24 protein-coding genes are annotated in these 16,454 nt (G+C 59.5%); 23 read left to right on the top strand and 1 reads right to left on the bottom strand.

Features of this window, described 5'->3' with window-relative positions; translation table 11 throughout:
* The first annotated feature begins 35 nt into the window (after positions 1 to 35).
* The 9 genes from LJX92_RS15195 to LJX92_RS15155 are packed head-to-tail and all read left to right on the top strand — an operon-like array spanning position 36 to position 5,974.
* The gene (locus LJX92_RS15195) at positions 36 to 407 is read left to right on the top strand and encodes a chemotaxis protein (RefSeq protein ID WP_025856073.1); all 372 of its coding nucleotides are present in this window, start codon (positions 36 to 38) and stop codon (positions 405 to 407) included.
* Complete coding sequence (locus LJX92_RS15190) at positions 407 to 724, top strand: hypothetical protein (protein ID WP_228308542.1); 318 nt, start codon at positions 407 to 409, stop codon at positions 722 to 724. Before LJX92_RS15195 ends, LJX92_RS15190 begins: the two co-directional genes overlap by 1 nt.
* A gap of 49 nt (positions 725 to 773) precedes the next feature.
* Positions 774 to 965 (top strand): hypothetical protein, encoded by a 192-nt coding sequence (locus LJX92_RS15185; RefSeq protein WP_228308541.1) that lies wholly within the window; start codon positions 774 to 776, stop codon positions 963 to 965.
* Positions 962 to 1,150: a hypothetical protein gene (locus LJX92_RS15180; RefSeq protein ID WP_228308540.1), complete on the top strand. Its 189-nt coding sequence runs from the start codon at positions 962 to 964 to the stop codon at positions 1,148 to 1,150. The genes LJX92_RS15185 and LJX92_RS15180 overlap by 4 nt, the downstream gene beginning before the upstream one ends.
* Positions 1,147 to 1,398 carry a hypothetical protein gene (locus LJX92_RS15175; RefSeq protein ID WP_008431846.1) on the top strand — a complete coding sequence of 84 codons (252 nt, stop codon included), beginning with the start codon at positions 1,147 to 1,149 and terminating at the stop codon, positions 1,396 to 1,398. The genes LJX92_RS15180 and LJX92_RS15175 overlap by 4 nt, the downstream gene beginning before the upstream one ends.
* A 9-nt stretch (positions 1,399 to 1,407) precedes the next feature.
* Complete coding sequence (locus LJX92_RS15170) at positions 1,408 to 2,016, top strand: hypothetical protein (RefSeq protein ID WP_228308539.1); 609 nt, start codon at positions 1,408 to 1,410, stop codon at positions 2,014 to 2,016.
* A 1-nt stretch (position 2,017) separates the two neighbouring features.
* On the top strand, positions 2,018 to 3,508 hold the full coding sequence (locus tag LJX92_RS15165) for a terminase (RefSeq protein ID WP_228308538.1): 1,491 nt from the start codon (positions 2,018 to 2,020) through the stop codon (positions 3,506 to 3,508).
* The gene (locus LJX92_RS15160) at positions 3,508 to 4,965 is read left to right on the top strand and encodes a DUF4055 domain-containing protein (protein ID WP_228308537.1); all 1,458 of its coding nucleotides are present in this window, start codon (positions 3,508 to 3,510) and stop codon (positions 4,963 to 4,965) included. Before LJX92_RS15165 ends, LJX92_RS15160 begins: the two co-directional genes overlap by 1 nt.
* On the top strand, positions 4,883 to 5,974 hold the full coding sequence (locus LJX92_RS15155; protein WP_416309118.1) for a minor capsid protein: 1,092 nt from the start codon (positions 4,883 to 4,885) through the stop codon (positions 5,972 to 5,974). Before LJX92_RS15160 ends, LJX92_RS15155 begins: the two co-directional genes overlap by 83 nt.
* Positions 5,975 to 5,977: 3 nt before the next feature.
* On the opposite strand, the gene LJX92_RS15150 is transcribed toward LJX92_RS15155, so the two are convergent.
* On the bottom strand, positions 5,978 to 6,343 hold the full coding sequence (locus LJX92_RS15150; RefSeq protein WP_228308536.1) for a hypothetical protein: 366 nt from the start codon (positions 6,341 to 6,343) through the stop codon (positions 5,978 to 5,980).
* Positions 6,344 to 6,439: 96 nt separating this feature from the next.
* Between LJX92_RS15150 and LJX92_RS15145 the strand changes: the two genes are divergently transcribed.
* From LJX92_RS15145 to LJX92_RS15080, 14 genes are all read left to right on the top strand, one after another.
* A complete protein-coding gene (locus LJX92_RS15145; RefSeq protein ID WP_228308535.1) occupies positions 6,440 to 6,889 on the top strand; it encodes a DnaT-like ssDNA-binding protein in 450 nt (149 codons plus the stop codon).
* A gap of 85 nt (positions 6,890 to 6,974) precedes the next feature.
* Entirely contained in the window at positions 6,975 to 7,325 is a 351-nt protein-coding gene (locus LJX92_RS15140) for a DNA-directed RNA polymerase subunit alpha C-terminal domain-containing protein (RefSeq protein ID WP_228308534.1), read from the top strand.
* An 89-nt stretch (positions 7,326 to 7,414) separates the two neighbouring features.
* Positions 7,415 to 8,152, top strand: coding sequence for a hypothetical protein (locus LJX92_RS15135; protein WP_228308533.1), 738 nt, complete (start codon positions 7,415 to 7,417; stop codon positions 8,150 to 8,152).
* 3 nt (positions 8,153 to 8,155) lie between these two features.
* A complete protein-coding gene (locus LJX92_RS15130) occupies positions 8,156 to 9,133 on the top strand; it encodes a major capsid protein (RefSeq protein WP_228308532.1) in 978 nt (325 codons plus the stop codon).
* A gap of 55 nt (positions 9,134 to 9,188) precedes the next feature.
* Positions 9,189 to 9,494, top strand: coding sequence for a HeH/LEM domain-containing protein (locus tag LJX92_RS15125; protein ID WP_228308531.1), 306 nt, complete (start codon positions 9,189 to 9,191; stop codon positions 9,492 to 9,494).
* 10 nt (positions 9,495 to 9,504) lie between these two features.
* Positions 9,505 to 9,882 carry a DnaT-like ssDNA-binding protein gene (locus LJX92_RS15120; RefSeq protein WP_228308530.1) on the top strand — a complete coding sequence of 126 codons (378 nt, stop codon included), beginning with the start codon at positions 9,505 to 9,507 and terminating at the stop codon, positions 9,880 to 9,882.
* A 2-nt stretch (positions 9,883 to 9,884) separates the two neighbouring features.
* The gene (locus LJX92_RS15115) at positions 9,885 to 10,277 is read left to right on the top strand and encodes a hypothetical protein (RefSeq protein ID WP_228309910.1); all 393 of its coding nucleotides are present in this window, start codon (positions 9,885 to 9,887) and stop codon (positions 10,275 to 10,277) included.
* A 1-nt stretch (position 10,278) separates the two neighbouring features.
* The gene (locus LJX92_RS15110; protein WP_228308529.1) at positions 10,279 to 10,935 is read left to right on the top strand and encodes a hypothetical protein; all 657 of its coding nucleotides are present in this window, start codon (positions 10,279 to 10,281) and stop codon (positions 10,933 to 10,935) included.
* Entirely contained in the window at positions 10,932 to 11,351 is a 420-nt protein-coding gene (locus LJX92_RS15105) for a phage tail terminator-like protein (protein ID WP_228308528.1), read from the top strand. Before LJX92_RS15110 ends, LJX92_RS15105 begins: the two co-directional genes overlap by 4 nt.
* Before the next feature lie 72 nt (positions 11,352 to 11,423).
* The gene (locus tag LJX92_RS15100; RefSeq protein WP_228308527.1) at positions 11,424 to 12,083 is read left to right on the top strand and encodes a phage tail protein; all 660 of its coding nucleotides are present in this window, start codon (positions 11,424 to 11,426) and stop codon (positions 12,081 to 12,083) included.
* A 3-nt stretch (positions 12,084 to 12,086) separates the two neighbouring features.
* Positions 12,087 to 12,467: a phage tail assembly chaperone gene (locus LJX92_RS15095; protein WP_228308526.1), complete on the top strand. Its 381-nt coding sequence runs from the start codon at positions 12,087 to 12,089 to the stop codon at positions 12,465 to 12,467.
* Between the two features lie 47 nt (positions 12,468 to 12,514).
* Positions 12,515 to 12,784, top strand: coding sequence for a DUF1799 domain-containing protein (locus tag LJX92_RS15090; RefSeq protein ID WP_103734558.1), 270 nt, complete (start codon positions 12,515 to 12,517; stop codon positions 12,782 to 12,784).
* On the top strand, positions 12,781 to 16,116 hold the full coding sequence (locus LJX92_RS15085) for a phage tail tape measure protein (protein WP_228308525.1): 3,336 nt from the start codon (positions 12,781 to 12,783) through the stop codon (positions 16,114 to 16,116). Before LJX92_RS15090 ends, LJX92_RS15085 begins: the two co-directional genes overlap by 4 nt.
* Positions 16,116 to 16,454 carry a phage tail protein gene (locus LJX92_RS15080; protein WP_034136297.1) on the top strand — a complete coding sequence of 113 codons (339 nt, stop codon included), beginning with the start codon at positions 16,116 to 16,118 and terminating at the stop codon, positions 16,452 to 16,454. Before LJX92_RS15085 ends, LJX92_RS15080 begins: the two co-directional genes overlap by 1 nt.

Genomic DNA, 16,454 nt, shown 5'->3' with positions numbered 1-16,454 from the left:
ATTCTGGCCAAGGCCATTTTCTTCATGGAGCGACGATGGATCCTACTGACCTCGGCCCAGGCACAGCTACCTGGCTGGGCGGTAGTGCCACCGTTGTGCTGGGCGGCCTGCTATGGCTGCGCCGGTTCCTTTCAAAGGATGCGACTGACCGCGCGATGGACAGCGCCGATATCGGCACACTCAAGCGCCTGAACGAGCTGCTGAACCAGGAGCGCGCCGCACGCAAAGAAGCCGAGGCCCGCGCCGATCAATTCGCGAAAGAGCGGAATGACTTGGCGGCCGCTGTTGGGCGCATGGAAGGCAAGATCGAGGCGCTGACCAGCCAGGTCGCTCAACTCACTGACCGCGTGACGCAACAGAGCGACGAGATCACTCGCCTGCGCACCAAGCTGGGAGGTATCGCCTGATGGATAGATGCGCATTGGAGTTCATCGCACGGCGTTGGTGGAGGCGGACTGAGGTCTGGGCTATTGCTTTGCTGCTGGTAGGTGGTGGTGCTGTCCTTGGCTACCAGGCTGCTTACTGGGCACTCGCTGATAAGCAGAGCAACCAGATCACTGATGTTCGCAAGGCCTACGACACAGCGATGGAGGAGCGGGACAAGCGCCTTGAAGAGCTGACCCGCAAGACCGGCACTGCCGCCGACAAGGCCACCAAGGCTGCTACTACCGCCGCCCAAGCCGTTGATAAAGCGGATGAAGCTCTCAATCGGGCAGCTCAGTAATGCGCGCCACGTTTTCGAATGCGCCAAATCGTGGCGCGAGGTTTTACAGATGAGCAACGTCACCCGGCTGCGCCACGCACTGCCAATGAGTCCGGACATAAACGCTGCGGTAAGCGCTCTCGACAAGGCCATTGCCGACGCTGTAGATGCCGCCAAGGAAGCCGGTCTGCCCCAAGGCCTGATCGTTGGATTGCTCCACGGTCACGCCCATGCACAGACACACCAGATGGTGACGCAATGACCGCGACCATCCATGACATCGCTGAGCAGCGCCCGCACCTTATGGTGGTAGCCAGTGATGGTGCTCACGTACTCCCGCACGCCCTGGTGCAGTCGGTGATTGATGGCAACAAGCCTTCGTCCATCCTGACCGAGCCAGTAGTGCAGCGGATCATTGAAGAGTGGCTTCAGCAGGTGATTGCATGACCGTGAAGGTTCTGGAGTTCAAACGGGAGGACTGGCGCGATGCCGCCAAGACCCTGCGCAAGATCGCCGATGACCTTGATGCCGGCGAGCATCCCGAATGCACAGTGGGTGCGCTGACCTTGATCGGCGCCAAGGGAGAGGTGACCGTGTTCGGTCTCGGCCCAAAGTGTGACGACCTGCAATGTCTTGGGGCTATGCGCCTGGGTGAGCAGAAGCTGATTGATGTGCTGCTGGACAGCCAAGACTAAGGATTCCCCATGACAACCAAGCAGCCCGACTGGGAGGCGATCGAACGTGCCTACCGGGCCGGTCTGCTTTCTATTCGTGAGATCGCATCAACCCAAGGCATCACTCACGGAGCAATCAACAAGCGCGCCAAGCGGGATGGATGGGAGCGAGACCTCAAGGCGAAGATCCAGGCTAAGGCTGATTCGCTGGTATCCAAACGCACGGTATCCACTGAGGTATCCACCAAACAGGCGGATACCGAAAGAGAGATCATCGAGGTTAACGCCGAGGTCATCGCCAATGTGCGGATGGCTCACCGGGGCGACATCTCTCGCGGCCGGCGGCTCACCAACAAGCTGCTGGACGAACTAGAAGGCCTGACAGATAACCGCGAGCTGTATGACCAACTGGGCGAGCTGATGCGCGACCCGGATGACAACGGCTTCGATAAGCGCAACGATTTGTATAGCAAGGTGATCAGCCTACCAGGCCGAACTAAGACGATGAAGGAACTGGCCGAAACCCTGAAGACGCTGGTTGCCCTGGAACGCCAGGCCTATGACCTCGACACCAAAGGCGGCAACAGCGACGCCGACGCGCTCTCGAAACTGATGGACGATCTATCGAAGGAAGCCTGACATGAAGCCCGAGCACTTGAAGCTGCTCCGGGATAAGCGCTGGCGGTTGAACAACCTCTACTTCATCACGGACAAGCAGGGCAAGAAGGTCCGCTTCCGGATGACGGATGAGCAGATCGAATACTTCGACGGGATGCACACTCGGAACATCATTCTGAAGGCCCGGCAGCTCGGCTTCACAACAGAGTGCTGCATCATCCAGCTCGACGCGGCCCTGTTCGAGTCCGCCAAGTGCGCCCTGATCGCTCACACCCTGAACGACGCAAAGCGCCTGTTCCGGGAGAAGGTCAAATATGCCTACGACAACCTTCCTGCTGAGATACGCGCTGCCAACCCTGCTTCTAACGATGCTGCTGGTGAGCTTGTGTTTAGCAAGGGCGGATCGCTCTACGTGTCCACGTCCTTCCGGGGCGGGACTCTACGGTATCTGCACGTATCCGAGTTCGGGAAGATCTGCGCCAAGTTTCCGCACAAGGCGCGGGAGATCGTCACCGGCGCCTTCGAGGCCGTCGCCACCGATTGCTTTGTCACGATTGAATCGACGGCGGAGGGCCGGGCGGGCTACTTCTTCGATTACTCGCAGAGCGCGGAACGGCAGCAACTGGCCGGTGCACCGCTCGGCAAGCTGGATTGGAAGTTTTTCTTCTTCTCCTGGTGGAAGAACAAGGCCTACTGGCTTGACCCGACTGACGTTGTCCTCCCGCAGCGCCTGACCGACTACTTCAACGAGCTGTTCGCGAAGCACGGCATTGACACGAACCCAGGCCAGCGAGCCTGGTACGCCGCCAAGGAGAAGACTCTTGGCGACGACATGAAGCGGGAATACCCGTCACTGCCGGCGGAAGCCTTTCAGCAGTCGATCGAGGGCGCCTACTATGCCAAGCAGTTCACCAAGCTGTATGGCGCGCAGAGGATCGGCCCGCTACCGGACAACAGTCATCTGCCGGTCCACACGATTTGGGATATCGGCGTCGGCGACTCCACGGCCATCTGGTTCGTTCGGATCGTCGGCGAGGAATACCACGTCATCGATTTCTACGAGAACAGCGGCGAAGGCCTGCGGCACTACATGAAGGTGCTCAAGGATCGCAAATACACGTATGGCGATCACTGGGGCCCGCACGACATCGACAACCGCGAATTCGGCAGCGACGGCAAGACCCGGCGCGAACTGGCCCGTGAGGGCTACGAGATCGACGGACATAAATACAGCCTCAAGTTCAGCGTTGTTCCAAAGCTCGGCATCGACGAAGGCATTGAGCAGGTTCGGGAGATCCTTCCGGCCTGTGCCTTCGATGAGTCCAAGTGCGAGCTGGGTATTTCCTGTCTGGAGAACTACCGAAAGGAGTGGGACGACAAGCGGGGCTGCTGGAAAGACAAACCACTTCACGACTGGTCATCGCACGGCGCGGACGCCTTCCGCTACTTCGCCGTCTCGATGGGCCGACGCAAACGCACAGGCGGAACACGCCGAATTGGAGGCTTGGCCTGATGCCAGTGCAATCGACAAACCCCGACTACGACGCGCACATTGCCGAGTGGGAGATGATGGACGACGCGCTCGAGGGCGAGTGCGCCGTGAAGCGCAATGAGCGCAATCTGCCAAAGCCGAGCGGCATGGTTGAGGCTGAAAAGCTCGACGGCGTCGGCAACAAGTACCTGTATCAGAACTACACCAATCGGGCTCAGTACGAGCACTGGGTGCGCGACTCGCTGCGCTCGATGATGGGCCTGGTCTCCAGGCTTATCCCTGAGATTGAGCTGCCTTCCGGTCTGAAGGGGTTGGAGGACAACGCTACGGCGGATGGCTTCGGCCTGAAGCAATTGTTCTTCCGCATGGTGCGCCAGGCCATTTCCCACGGCCGGGTGCCGCTGGTGGTGAACATTGATGAGAGCGGCGAGCCGTATTTCTCCACGTACGCCACCCGCAACGCGATTAACTGGGATACCGCTGATCAAGGTGGCCGGCAAGACCTGGTGCTTTCGGTGTTCCGCGAGTTCCGCAAGAAAGGCGGGGATCGCTACAGCCATGATTGCGACACGGTGTTCCGAGAGTTCTTCATGCAGGGCGACGTTTGCCACACTGCTGTGCGTAATGAGGGCGGTGAGCTCGTCGAGGATGAGAAACCACTGGGCACAACAGGTACGGACAACCGCCTGGTCAAAGGCCTGTCGTACTTGCCGGTGATCTACTGCGGATCGACCGACAACTCGCCGGACGTCGACGAGGTACCGTTGCTGACCATGGCACGGGCCGCGCTGAAGTCCTACCAGTTGAGCGCTGACTACTTCACGTCGTTGCACTACACCAGCCATCCACAGCCGTGGGTAGCAGGGATGGATGATGTGGAGCTGAGCGTCACCGGCCCATCCGCTGCTTGGGATCTTGGTCCGACGGGCTCCTGCGGCTACCTTGAGTTTCAGGGCGCCGGCATCGAAGCTGTCCGCAAGGCAATGGATGACCAAAAGAACGCCGCGCTTGAAGCCGGCGCCAAGGTCATGGACGTGGGCGGCACTGAGTCGGGGGAGGCCCGGAAGACGCGCCAGAACGACCAGCACGCCACGTTGCACAGCATCGTCATCACTGTGGCCGAGGCGGTGGAGCAGGGCCTTCGATACGCCGCCGAGTGGAAGGGCTACGACCCCAAGCAGGTCAAGTTCAAGGTTAACCCTGAGTTCGTTACCCCGGTGGTCGACGCCCAGGTGCTCGCTGAGCTGCTGAAAGGCGTGATGGCCGGCACGATCAGCGCCGACACCTACTGGCAGTACCTCACCACCGGCAAGTTGCCGGAGCGCCCATACGAAGACGAAGCCGAACTGATCAGCGATGAGCGCGAGTCGGCCGGCATCAACTTGGACAAAGACGATGCCATCGACAAACCTGGTGCAGGCGGACAGCCAACTGCTGGAGCAGACGACGCGCCACTGGGTAATGCTGGAGCGGCTTAAGGCTGGCGAGGTCAAAAAGTTCGAGAAGTACCTGCGCCAGATCGACACGGTGGTGCGGGAGCAGTTGACCCGCAAGGAGCTGACCACCTACAGCCGGGACCGCCTGGAGCAGTTCCTGGCCCGGGTGGATGGCAAGCTGCTGGATATCTACAAGGCCTACGGCGACCTGGTGCAGGCTGATCTGGTCGACATTGCTCTGTATGAGTCGACCTTCGAGGCCAACAGCCTAAGCAATGCGCTCTCCATCGACGCCGTGGTGCCGAGCAACGCGGTGATCCGCGCGGCGGTGTTCTCCTATCCGCTGCAGGTGAAGGGCATCGACGGCGGCAAGCTGCTGAAGAGCTTCGTCAGCGGCTGGACGCGGACCGAGACGATGCGCGTCACGAACACGATCCGGCTAGGCTTCGGCCAGGGCCAGACCAATGCTCAGATCATCCAAGCGATTCGCGGCACGGCGGGGCAGAACTTCACGGATGGCGTCCTGGCGGTGAGCAACCGCAATGCTGCTGCCGTGGTGCGGACGGCAATCCAGCACGTAGCCACCACGGCACGAATGGAGACGCTAAAGGCCAACAGCGACGTGGTGCTGGGCTATCGCTGGGTGTCGACGCTCGACCGCAAGACCTCGCAGCAGTGCAAGGGCTTGGACGGGATGCGCTTCGACCTGGGCAAAGGTCCGCTGCCACCGGCGCACATCAACTGCCGGTCAACTACGGTGCCGACCACCAGGCTTTCGGAGATGTTCGCGAAGGACGCCACGCGCTCCTCGGTGGGCGATAATGGCGGGGCCCAAGTCGACGCAGGCCTGAATTATTACGAGTGGCTGGCAACGCAATCGGCGAGCTTCCAGGATCATGCCCTAGGGCCGGTCCGGGGTAAGTTGTTCCGCGACGGTGGGTTGACGCCGGAGAAGTTCGCCAAGCTGCAACTTGATAAATCGTTCAAACCGTTGAGCCTGGCACAACTGAGGGCGGCCGAGCCAGACATGTTCATACGCGCGAATCTTTAGGTGTCAGCCTAAGATGCTACCTGGCCAATCACGCGATACGTTATTGAGCATGGGAGGTTCTTTCCCGATAAAAATTTGTAGGGATCCGACTTTGTAATCTCCGGGAATGTCAGAGCGCATCAGTACGTGCGGGTCTTCTCCTTCTTGGAACTCATAAGTAGCAATTCCAACCTCGCACCGTGCCTCATTCAGAATGAGCGGCGAACACTCTTCAGTAAGCTGAACCACTACAGGGGCGCTTGACTGTGTCAAGACGCCTTGGAATCCGATGAGAGTTTTCAGGCCGGATTTGTGGCGTATGCAGAAAAGAAGTGCGCCATCTTCACAGCCTTTTGTGGGGTAAAGTTCGCTTAAGACAAAGCGGTACATTTTTCTTCCTTAATTGAGTATTTTGGCGAGATGCTTATATCTGAACGAGTGCTGGTAGTCGAGCATGGTCAGGGGAGTAGGTTTTCTAATAGCTTCGTGCCGCTCGAGAAGCTGACCTTCTACCGCGACTACTACGGGTTCCGGATACCTGAAGCTGAGGCTGACCAGGTCGAACTTCTGCTGCGCGCTACGGTCGATATCAACGGTCGCCAGTGGAGAGGGCGCAAGGCCAATCCTGACCAGGCAATGGCCTGGCCTCGGCGTGACTGCAAGATCGAATACCAGACGCTATCCGAGACGTTCGTGCCCTTTGAGCTTGAGTGGGGCCAGGTACGGCTGGCGGTCGAGCTATATGCCGCCGAGCAGAGCTTCAAGATCGAAGAGCCGACGCATTGCACTGAGCCCAATGGCCGGCGCACGCGGCTCAACCGAGATACGCCAGGCTTTCGCATGCGGCCGCCGCCCTATGCGCCGAGCAGGACGCAATTTGCCGATTACTTGGTCTTGCGCGGGCTCTGTGTGGTGGAGAATGGAAAGCGTTTGTAGGTTTTCTGGTGAGGGAGTACGCTGGATTTGCGATGTCAAGTCGCCATCCCATTACTCAGCCTGTGCGCAGGCCGGAGAAGACATTATGAAGCCCGAATACAAAATTCGTGAAGTTACCCGCTACGTAATCACCAGGCATGACGGGACATCTACGCAAGCCTTGGTCGAAGCTGACAGTAAAAAAGCTGCGCAATCTATTCTCTCCGCGCTAATCGAACAATCTGACCGACATGACGCATTATCGGATATCAGCATTGATGAGCTAGGTATCCAGAAGCGCTGGCGGATGTCGTTGCTCAATGAGGGCATCAAGACTGTTGGAGACCTACGCAATTTATCAGGTAAAGACATCGCTAATTTTCCGAGCATAGGACTGGCAGGGAGGGTAGCTATTCAAGTTGCTGTCGCGCCATATGGCGGTCTTCGCCAGGACTGAAAATAATTCTGAGTTATCAATAACCTCGGCCCTGCCGGGGTTTTTTTATGCCTGCAAAGCGGGCCGACCAAACGCAAGGGGTGTACCAAGTGGCAGACGAAAACCAGATTGATCTTGAAGACCCGGCAGTTAAATCCGCGATCGCCGAGGCGGTCGAAGCGGCCACTCTGGGCCTCAAGAACAAAAACACCGAGCTGCTTGGCTCGCTCCGGACCACTAAAACAGAGCTGGACGGCTTCAAGACCCAGTTCGAAGGACTGGACATCAATGCGGTGAAGGCCTTGCTCACCAAGGTCGGGCAGGACGAGGAAACTCGGTTGCTGGCTGAGGGCAAGCTCGACGAGGTCATCACCAAACGTACCGAGCGCCTGCGCACGGACTACGACACCAAGCTCGCCGCGGAGAAGACCCGAGCCGACAAGGCCGAGGCCTTCGCTGCGAAATACAGCGACAAGGTGCTGGCTGACTCCATTCGCGCTGCTGCCATTAAGGCCGGCGCACTCCCCGAGGCTGCCGAGGACATCATCCTGCGCGCCCGGGGCACTTTCAAACTAAGTGAAGATGGGGAGGCGATTGCCACCGACCGTGACGGCGAGGTCGTTTACGGGAAGGACGGGAAAACCCCGCTGTCGCCGCTCGAATGGGCGGAATCGCTGCGTGAAACAGCAACACACCTATGGCCAAGGGCTCAGGGTGCCGGGCAGACCGGCGACAACGGTGGCAAGGCCACGAAAAAGTGGGGCGAGTACACGGAAACCGAGCGCGCTGCGATCGCCCGTGACAACCCTGAGCTCTTCAAGAAAATCCAGGCCACCAAAGGAACCTAATCCATGCCAACTACCCAACTGACCGACATTTTCGTCGGCGACTACTACGCCTCGCTGGCGCCGGTTAACAGCCCGGAAAAGACTGCTGTATACGAGTCGGGCATCGTGACTCGCTCTCCTGTGCTGGACGCGATCGCCTCCGGCAGCCAGGGTACCGCCGAGATCAGCTACTGGCAGGATCTGAACGCTGATGAAGCACCGAACATCAGCAACGACGACCCGAATGACCAAGGCGAAGTCGGTAAGGTTGCCCAAGACAGCATGCGTGCCCGCGTCCTGTACCTCAACAAAGGCTATGGCGTCACCGACCTGACCGCTGAGCTGGCGAACAGCGAGCCTCAGCAGCAGATCCGCAACCGCTTCGGCACCTACTGGACCCGCCAGTGGCAGCGTTACACCCTCGGCGCGGCTCGCGGCATCATCGCCTCGAACATCGCGAACAACGGCGGTGACATGGTCATCGACGCGGGCGCGACCATCAGCGCGAACGCCTTCCAGGATGCTGCGTTCACCGCTGGCGATGCCGCTGACCAGTTCGGCGCGATCGGCGTGCACTCGGTGGTGATGAACCAGATGGTCAAGCAGGACCTCATCGAGTACCTGCGCGACTCCGACGGCAAGATCATCCTGGCCACCTACCTGGGTAAGCCGGTGTTCATGGACGATGCCCTGGTATATGGCGCGGGCAAGTACCTGTCCGTGTTCTTCGGCCAAGGCGCTTTCGGTTACGGCGAAGGCACGCCGAAGGTGCCGGTAGAGCTGGAGCGTAAGCCGGGCGGCGGTAACGGTGGCGGTGCCGAAGTGCTGTGGGAGCGGAAGACTTACATCCTCCAGCCTGCCGGCTTCAGCTGGAAGGGCTCCGAGGCTCAGAACCTAAGCCCGACCGCGACCCAATACGCCGCTGCTGCCAACTGGCAGCGCGTGTTCAGCCGCAAGCAGGTTCCGTTCGCCGCTGTGATCAGCGGTACCACCACGCCGTAACTTGGCCCACACAGCCTGGCGCCCTTATGGCGCCGGGGTGCTTTTGAGGTGACTCATGAAAGTGATCTACACGGACAAGCCGGGCAAAGAGCGCGGCGTGTGCTACCGCCTGCTGAGCGAGTTTTTCGGCGTAATCGGCTCCGCGACCGAAGTGGTCGTTGATGGCGATGCCCCGGAAATTTTTGACGCTTACCAAGCGGTCGGCATCCAGGTGTCCGACGGCAAGGAGCAGGAATCCCCTGAAACCGACCCTCTGAAAATGAAGGTCCCCGAGCTGAAAGAGTGGTTGACCGCGAAGGGTATTGCCTTCGACGCGACTGCCAAGAAAGAAGACCTGCAGGCCCTGGTGCCAGCGGAATAAGGACAAGCACATGACCGACTTCATCACCGTTGCCGATGTTGACGCCCAGCTCGGTCCTGACTGGGCGGGCACCGGTGATCCGGTCCTTGCTGTGGCCATGGCCAACGCCTGGCTCACGGCCAAGATTAAGCGGGTTGTTCCCGATCCGGTCCCGACCGAGATCAAAACAGCCGGCGCTCAGGTCGCCAAAGAGGCGGCGGCGGGCAAGCTGTACACGTCCACGCAGAAGGAAGTGCAGAGCAAGACGGTATCAGCCCAGTCCGGAACCTCTGTGAGCAAGACCTACGTGGCCGGCTCCACCGATCAGTCGGCCAGCGTCAACTTCGCCCTGGCTCTGCTGGAGCCATGGATCAAGCGTTCCGGCGTGATGATGCTGAAAAGGATCTGATCATGGGCATGCGCGAAGAGATCCAGGCTGAACTGGCTGAAGCGTTCGACGATCCCGACGGCTTGGCCGATGCAGTCAAGCCGGTGACAGGCGTACGCAAGGTAGCTGGCGAGTATGACCCGGACCTGGGAGGCGAAACACCGGAGACCACTGTGACGTACACAGGGCGCGGTGTTCTGGGCAGCTACCTGTCCAAAGAAATCGACGGCTCCCTCATCCAGACCACTGACAAAAAGCTTCTGGCTCTGCAGAACGAACTGTTCGTGTCTGAGGCTGGAGTGCCGACGGCGGTACCGGCTGCCCCGGCCATTGGCGATATCGTCAACGGCCTGCGGGTGATGAATGTGTCTGCCGATCCGGCAGATGCCACCTGGACAGCTCAGTTGAGGAAGTGACATGGCGAACAAATACGCGAGCATGAACGGCAGTTTTGCCGAGAACATTCGCGACTTCGCCGAGCGCGCTCAGGCTGGTATCGATGCAACCATCCGCGAGATTGTGATCGAGATCGGCAGCAGCGTCATCCGCATGTCGCCGGTGGGCAATCCAGAGATATGGGCAGCCAACGTTGTTCACCGCCAGACCAACACCCGCGCAGCCGACGACTACGACTTCAAGGTTGCAGTGCGCAACACGATTATCAACCTCAACGAATCAAACTTCACCAAGGCCGGTAAGCTGCGGCGCGGCGTCAAGTACGCCAAGCCCCTGACTAAGACCGAGCGAGACCAGAACTTCAACGTGAACGGGTTGGTCGTGGGCAGGGACTACGTCGGTGGGCGGTTTCGTGGGAACTGGCAGTTTTCCATCGGTACGCCGGCGGAGGGCACCCTTAACCAGGTCGACCCGGTTGGTGGTGTAACGCTGGCGAAGCTGCGACTACAGGTCCAGGCGCTCACGGCTGGCGAGACAGCCTACATCGTGAACAATCTTCCGTACGGCGTCCCGCTGGAGTATGGGCATTCAACCCAGGCGCCCGGCGGCATGGTCCGAATCACTCTGGCCCGCTTCCAACAGATCGTCGACGAAGCCACAAGGAACAACCAGGTATGAGTCACGCCATTATTGCTTCGATCTACGAGGCCAAGCTGATTGCCTGGAGCAAGGCCCGGACGGTACCCATCAAGGTCGTGTTCGAAAATACTCAGTACGACCCGGCGGATGCTGAGACCTATCTGCGGGCGTTCATGCTCCCGGGCGACACCGCTAGCAATACGCTTGCTGGCGACCACCGCGCTTTCATCGGCGTCTACCAGGTCAGCATCGTGGCCCCGGCCGGCACCGGCAAGACCAAGACGAACCCACTTGTGGCTGAGTTGACCACGCTATTCCCGCTTTATGCGCGAGACACAAAGGCAGGCCTCACTGTCGTTACTATGTCGCCAGTTGATACTGGTCCGGGCATTCCTGATCCGCCCACATATACCGTGCCGGTGTCGTTCGAGTATCGAGCCGACATCGGCACCTGAATACGCCCGTTGGGCAAACCCCGAAACCCGCCTCTGCGCGGGTTTTGTCATTTCTGAAAAGAGGAAACACCCATGGCCGGCATCCAAATGCCCAACGGCGCTACCTTCGAGATTGCAGCCACCTACGGCCCCGCGATCCCATTCAGCGCCTTGACGAACGCCAATCCAGCCGTCGCTACCGCTGCAGCGCATGGCCTGGCCGAAGGCGATGTCATCGCCGTCAACTCCGGCTGGACTCGCCTTGAAGGGCGAGGCGTTCGTGTCGGCGAGATCGCCAGCGGCACTTTCGCGCTGGAAAATGTTAATACCGTCAACGTCCAGCAGTATCCGGCCGGCTCAGGCATTGGCTCGGTGCGGGAGGTGACCGGTTTCACCGAGATCTCGCAAATCACCGAGCTGAACTCCAGCGGCGGCGATCAGCAGTTTCTGATCTTTGGCTTCCTGGCCGACGACGATGATCGTCAGATGCCGACCACCAAAAATCCGATCACGCTGACCATCACCGTCGCTGACGATCCTTCCAAGCCCTATGTGGAGGTCTGCGAGGCCGCCGACGACGACAAGCAAGCGCGCCTGCTCCGGCTCAACCTTCCTGGCGGCAGCAGCATCATCTACAACGGCTACGTGTCGATCACGTCGACGCCGACCATGTCCCGCAACAATCTTATGACCCGCGTTATCAGTCTGGCGCTGACCGGCCGCCCAACCCGCTATGCGGCAGCAGTGGTGTAACCCATGGCCAAGTTCAAGCTGATCCAAAAGCCGACTTTCAAGGCGCCGGTGATGATCCAGCGCGCGGGCTACAACGCTGAAAAGGTTGAGTTTGAGTTCAAGTACCTGGACCGCACCGCGCTTGCCGAGCTGTATACCGGCTGGAACGAGCGGCACGACGAGCTGAGCAAGCTGGTCGGCGACATGGACCTCAAGGCTTTCACCGCTGCCCAGATCGCCCTGCAAGCAGACCAGCTGCTGGACGTAGTGGTGGGCTGGGATATCGAAGAGGATTTCACGCCTGAAAACGTGCGCATCCTCGTTAACTCGATCAACTCGGCGCCCAAGGCAGTGCTGAACGCGTACGCCGAGGCCTTCAGCGAAGCCCGCTTGGGAAACTCCTAAGCGCCTCGCGCGTACTGTATGAGCCAGGGCCGTCAGATGCAGATCTGATGGCCTTCGGTTTATCGCGCCAGGACATCCCCGACAGGGAAGTCGGAATCTGGCCCGACAACTGGGAGGCCTTCAAAGTCTTCGAGGCCATGAGCACCCAGTGGCGCACAGGCGCGTGCGGCGCAACAGGCATGGACTACAGCGTTCTATCCGGTGTGATTCGGATGTGCGGCGTACCGATCAGCCAGCGACAAACCATTTTCAGCGACTTCCGGCGGATGGAGGCTGAAGCCCTGCAGGTGATGGCGGAACAGAGAGAAAACAAATGAGCATCAATTTCGCTTCCCTGGGTATTGCGGTCGAGTCGTCGCAGGCCGCAAAGGCTGCTGATGATCTGGATAAACTGGTCGATTCCGCTGAAGGCGCCCAGAAGGCCATTGATGACTTGGGCAAAACAGGCGAAGGCCTGGCCAACACCGGTAAAAAGCTTTCCCAGGCAGAAGCGGACATTGCGCAAGGCATCGATAAATCGACGGCGGCAAGGGACCGTCAAGCCGGAGCAAGTCGCAAAGCAACTGACAGCGCAGTAGCGGAAATCTCCGTCATCAGTCAACTCGACAAGGCGATGACGGGCAATATCTCAAGCATGGAGTCACTGGTTCAGGCCGAAGGTTTGCTGGAGCGCGCCCGCAAGGGCGGATTGGTCACCATCGAGGAGCAGGCGAAGTACCAGGATCACCTGGGTAAGGCCTACGACAAGATTGAAAAGGCGGAAGCCAAAGAGCTGGTCCAGAAGCAAAAGCTGATCGAGGCTGAGAATCGCCAGATTGAGGCACTGAAGCGCACCGTCAACGGTATTGATCCAGTGACCGCCAAGTTGGCGAAGCTGGAGGCGCAGGAGAAGGCGCTAAACGACCTGCATAAAACGGGTCAGATCGACGCCGATCGTTACAACGAAGCCTTGGCCAAGATCGGCAAGGATAGGGCAGGGCTCACCGAGGCGGCCGGTGCATTCGACAAACTGAAGCTCGGCACCCGCCAGGCTCAGGAAAACGTAATGCAGCTCGTCAACGCCATTCAGGCTGGCGACCTGGGTAGCGGGGCGCGAGCCATTGCTCAATTGGGCGCCGGCGCTGGTGAGTCAGCGAAAAGCCTTGCAGGGATGCTGATCCCGGCCGGCCTTTTGGTCGCTGTAATTGGGTCGCTGGGCTACGCCTACTTCGATGCGATGAAGCAGGCGCGCGAGTTCAATGCCGCGATCAATGGCGGTACGAATGGTGCTGGGCAGACCATCGCCAGCCTTAAGGACATGGCCGACGGCGCCGGGCGCGTCACCGGCAACCTGTCCGGCGCGCGCGAGGCAGTCGTTTCGCTTGCATCCGGAGCAGCTACAAGCGGTACGCAGATGCGTAATCTGGCTGAAGCTGCTGCGGCCGTGAGTGAAGTAACCGGGCAGGGCGCTGGCGAACTTGCCAAGTCCTTTGCCAGCGCTGGCGATACAGCAACTGAAGCCGCCAGCAAGATCAGCAGTCAGTACGGATTGATCACCCTTGAGCAGTACCAGGTGATCAAGGGGCTGGATGACCAGGGCGACAGCCAGCGTGCCCTGGATGTGCTCAGCGAAAATTTGAATCAGGCCGCCTTGACGCGCCTGAAGACCTACCGCGAGTCGTTATCCGACGTAGAGCGCGATTGGGACAACATCAAGAACGCCATCAAGGGCGCTTACGCCGAAGTCCGGTCGGAGATATTCCCAGACCTGGCAAAGCAGATCGAGATCACTCAGCGAGTGCTGGATACGCGCAAGGGCGGCGGGTTTGCGGGGGCCATCTCTAACGGGCTGAGTTCTTTGAACTCGGCTCTTGGTCTTGGCACCGGTGAGCATGACGACTCAACTGAGGCGCTTGAGAAAAAACTTGTTGAACTCAAGGCCAGACAGACGGCAAGCGCTAATCTGGCAATCGCCACGGGTGAAAACACCGATGCGAACCAGAAGGCCATAGATGCTCAGAAAGCTCTGGACGCGCAACTCGATAACGTCAACCCACTGGCAAAGCGCCAGGCGGGACTGAAGAAGCTCAACGACCAGTTCCGGGCGCTATATGAGAGTGCCGAGAAAACCGGTCAGAAGTCGCCGCTGCTCGATGGTGTCAACTACGACGGCAGCAAGTTCTCTGGTGGCGCTTACGACACGCTGGTTAAAGGACTCCAGGACAAGAACAGAGACCCGAAAGGCGCCTCAAACCAGGTCGACCTGACCAGCTTCAACATCGCCAAGAACGACCTGGCCGCAATCACCGATACCTACAAGAACTACCAGAAGGAGCTGGAGGCCGCGCAGAAGGCCGGGCTTGTCTCCGAAGCTGACTACCTGCTCCGTCGCCAGGCGCTGATAGGCAACGAGCGTGACCAGGTGACGGCAGCCTACGAGGCCGAGATCTCGGCCCTAGCAGCTACCAAGGCCAAGAAGACGACATCGGCCGCGCAAAGTATCCAGCTTGACCAGAAGATCACTGACGCGCGCGCAGGGATGGTCAAGGCGCAGAAAGACGCTGACAGCCAGCTTGAAGTGCTGGCGACCAATGAGACCGGGCGTCTGGCAAAGCAAGAGCGGGCGATCAGCTCCTACGTGCAAGCACTGGGTCAGCAACAGCGCGCCCTGGAGCTCGCTGGGCAGCGTGCCGTATTGGGTGTAGGCCAGGGTGACCGCGAGAACGCGTTGAGCGGGCAGTTGAACAGCCAGCAAGATCGGTTTGCTCAGCAATCGCTGGAACTGGAAAACCAGCGCTCCGACCCGTCGCGGAACATGTCGGATGAAGAGTTTGCCCGCAAGTCGCAAGCTCTCGCAGATGCGAATAAGAAGGCTACCGACCAAATCCGGCAGAACTACGCGGATGTGGAGGCAGCCCAAGGCGACTGGACGAAGGGCGCGACATCGGCCTGGGCCAACTATCTGGATTCAGCGCAGAACGTAGCAGGGCAGACCAAGAGTCTATTCGGCAATGCGTTCAGCTCCATGGAAGATGCAGTAGTGAACTTCGCCACGACTGGTAAGTTCTCGTTCGCTGACTTCACGAAGTCGGTTCTCGCGGACCTGGCGCGCATCGCTACCCGGCAAGCAGCCTCCGGGCTTCTCGGCTCACTTGTAGGGCTCGGTATATCTGCCGCTGGCTCGTACTTTGGCGGCGGGGCTACCACGTCAGCAGGCTCGACCGCGGCAGGGTACAGCCCTGATGTTTTGGCGGGCTGGTCTGGCGTTACCCAGGCCAATGGCGGCGCTTGGTCGGGCGGTGTGCAAATGTTCGCCGACGGGGGAGCCTTCACCAACACCATCGTCAGCAAACCCACCTCATTCGGTATGGCCAACGGCAAAACCGGTGTAATGGGTGAGGCCGGGGAAGAGGCGATTATGCCGCTGAGCCGAACGTCGAGCGGCAAGCTCGGCGTAATAGCAATGGGTGGCGGAGGGGCCGGCAGTACGCAGATCAACGTCGAGGTGCACATCGATGGCGACGGTAACGCCTCATCGAATGCGGATACACCTGGCTATGACCTCTTTGGCAAAGAACTGGCCGCGTTCGTTGAGCAGAAGTATCAGCAGATGCGCAACAAGGACATGGGCCAGGGCGGCGTCATCAACAAAGCAATCAAGGGGCGCTGATGGCAATCGAACGATTTACGTGGGCAACAGAGAAGGGCGTGGAGGGTGAAATAACTCAGCGTGTCCGGACCAAGCAGTTTGGCGATGGGTACACCCAGTCGGTGGAGGACGGAATCAACAACCGATCGCAGTCCTGGCCGGTGACCTTTACCGGGCTCAAGCCCCGCATCAAGGACATCATGGCTTTCCTCGATCGACACAAAGGGGCAAAGGGTTTCCTATGGGAACCACCCCTGGGAGATCTGGGCCTCTACAAGTGCAACGGCTACAAGCCAGTGCACCGCGGGGGCCAGGTCTACGCTATCACCGCCACTTTCGAACAAACCTTTCATCCCTGA

The sequence above is a fragment of the Pseudomonas sp. HN8-3 genome (genome assembly GCF_020790195.1).
Classification (GTDB): domain Bacteria; phylum Pseudomonadota; class Gammaproteobacteria; order Pseudomonadales; family Pseudomonadaceae; genus Aquipseudomonas; species Aquipseudomonas synxantha_A.
The sequence above is the reverse complement of the archived record's forward strand: the minus strand, read 5'-3'. Positions and strand labels throughout refer to the sequence as shown.

Bases quoted from the DNA above. Each gene is read 5' to 3' on its own strand.
- LJX92_RS15195 (WP_025856073.1), top strand. From the start codon at position 36: ATGGATCCTACTGACCTCGGCCCAGGCACAGCTACCTGGCTGGGCGGT.
- LJX92_RS15190 (WP_228308542.1), top strand. From the start codon at position 407: ATGGATAGATGCGCATTGGAGTTCATCGCACGGCGTTGGTGGAGGCGG.
- LJX92_RS15185 (WP_228308541.1), top strand. From the start codon at position 774: ATGAGCAACGTCACCCGGCTGCGCCACGCACTGCCAATGAGTCCGGAC.
- LJX92_RS15180 (WP_228308540.1), top strand. From the start codon at position 962: ATGACCGCGACCATCCATGACATCGCTGAGCAGCGCCCGCACCTTATG.
- LJX92_RS15175 (WP_008431846.1), top strand. From the start codon at position 1,147: ATGACCGTGAAGGTTCTGGAGTTCAAACGGGAGGACTGGCGCGATGCC.
- LJX92_RS15170 (WP_228308539.1), top strand. From the start codon at position 1,408: ATGACAACCAAGCAGCCCGACTGGGAGGCGATCGAACGTGCCTACCGG.
- LJX92_RS15165 (WP_228308538.1), top strand. From the start codon at position 2,018: ATGAAGCCCGAGCACTTGAAGCTGCTCCGGGATAAGCGCTGGCGGTTG.
- LJX92_RS15160 (WP_228308537.1), top strand. From the start codon at position 3,508: ATGCCAGTGCAATCGACAAACCCCGACTACGACGCGCACATTGCCGAG.
- LJX92_RS15155 (WP_416309118.1), top strand. From the start codon at position 4,883: ATGCCATCGACAAACCTGGTGCAGGCGGACAGCCAACTGCTGGAGCAG.
- LJX92_RS15150 (WP_228308536.1), bottom strand. From the start codon at position 6,343: ATGTACCGCTTTGTCTTAAGCGAACTTTACCCCACAAAAGGCTGTGAA.
- LJX92_RS15140 (WP_228308534.1), top strand. From the start codon at position 6,975: ATGAAGCCCGAATACAAAATTCGTGAAGTTACCCGCTACGTAATCACC.
- LJX92_RS15130 (WP_228308532.1), top strand. From the start codon at position 8,156: ATGCCAACTACCCAACTGACCGACATTTTCGTCGGCGACTACTACGCC.
- LJX92_RS15125 (WP_228308531.1), top strand. From the start codon at position 9,189: ATGAAAGTGATCTACACGGACAAGCCGGGCAAAGAGCGCGGCGTGTGC.
- LJX92_RS15120 (WP_228308530.1), top strand. From the start codon at position 9,505: ATGACCGACTTCATCACCGTTGCCGATGTTGACGCCCAGCTCGGTCCT.
- LJX92_RS15115 (WP_228309910.1), top strand. From the start codon at position 9,885: ATGGGCATGCGCGAAGAGATCCAGGCTGAACTGGCTGAAGCGTTCGAC.
- LJX92_RS15110 (WP_228308529.1), top strand. From the start codon at position 10,279: ATGGCGAACAAATACGCGAGCATGAACGGCAGTTTTGCCGAGAACATT.
- LJX92_RS15105 (WP_228308528.1), top strand. From the start codon at position 10,932: ATGAGTCACGCCATTATTGCTTCGATCTACGAGGCCAAGCTGATTGCC.
- LJX92_RS15100 (WP_228308527.1), top strand. From the start codon at position 11,424: ATGGCCGGCATCCAAATGCCCAACGGCGCTACCTTCGAGATTGCAGCC.
- LJX92_RS15095 (WP_228308526.1), top strand. From the start codon at position 12,087: ATGGCCAAGTTCAAGCTGATCCAAAAGCCGACTTTCAAGGCGCCGGTG.
- LJX92_RS15090 (WP_103734558.1), top strand. From the start codon at position 12,515: ATGGCCTTCGGTTTATCGCGCCAGGACATCCCCGACAGGGAAGTCGGA.
- LJX92_RS15085 (WP_228308525.1), top strand. From the start codon at position 12,781: ATGAGCATCAATTTCGCTTCCCTGGGTATTGCGGTCGAGTCGTCGCAG.
- LJX92_RS15080 (WP_034136297.1), top strand. From the start codon at position 16,116: ATGGCAATCGAACGATTTACGTGGGCAACAGAGAAGGGCGTGGAGGGT.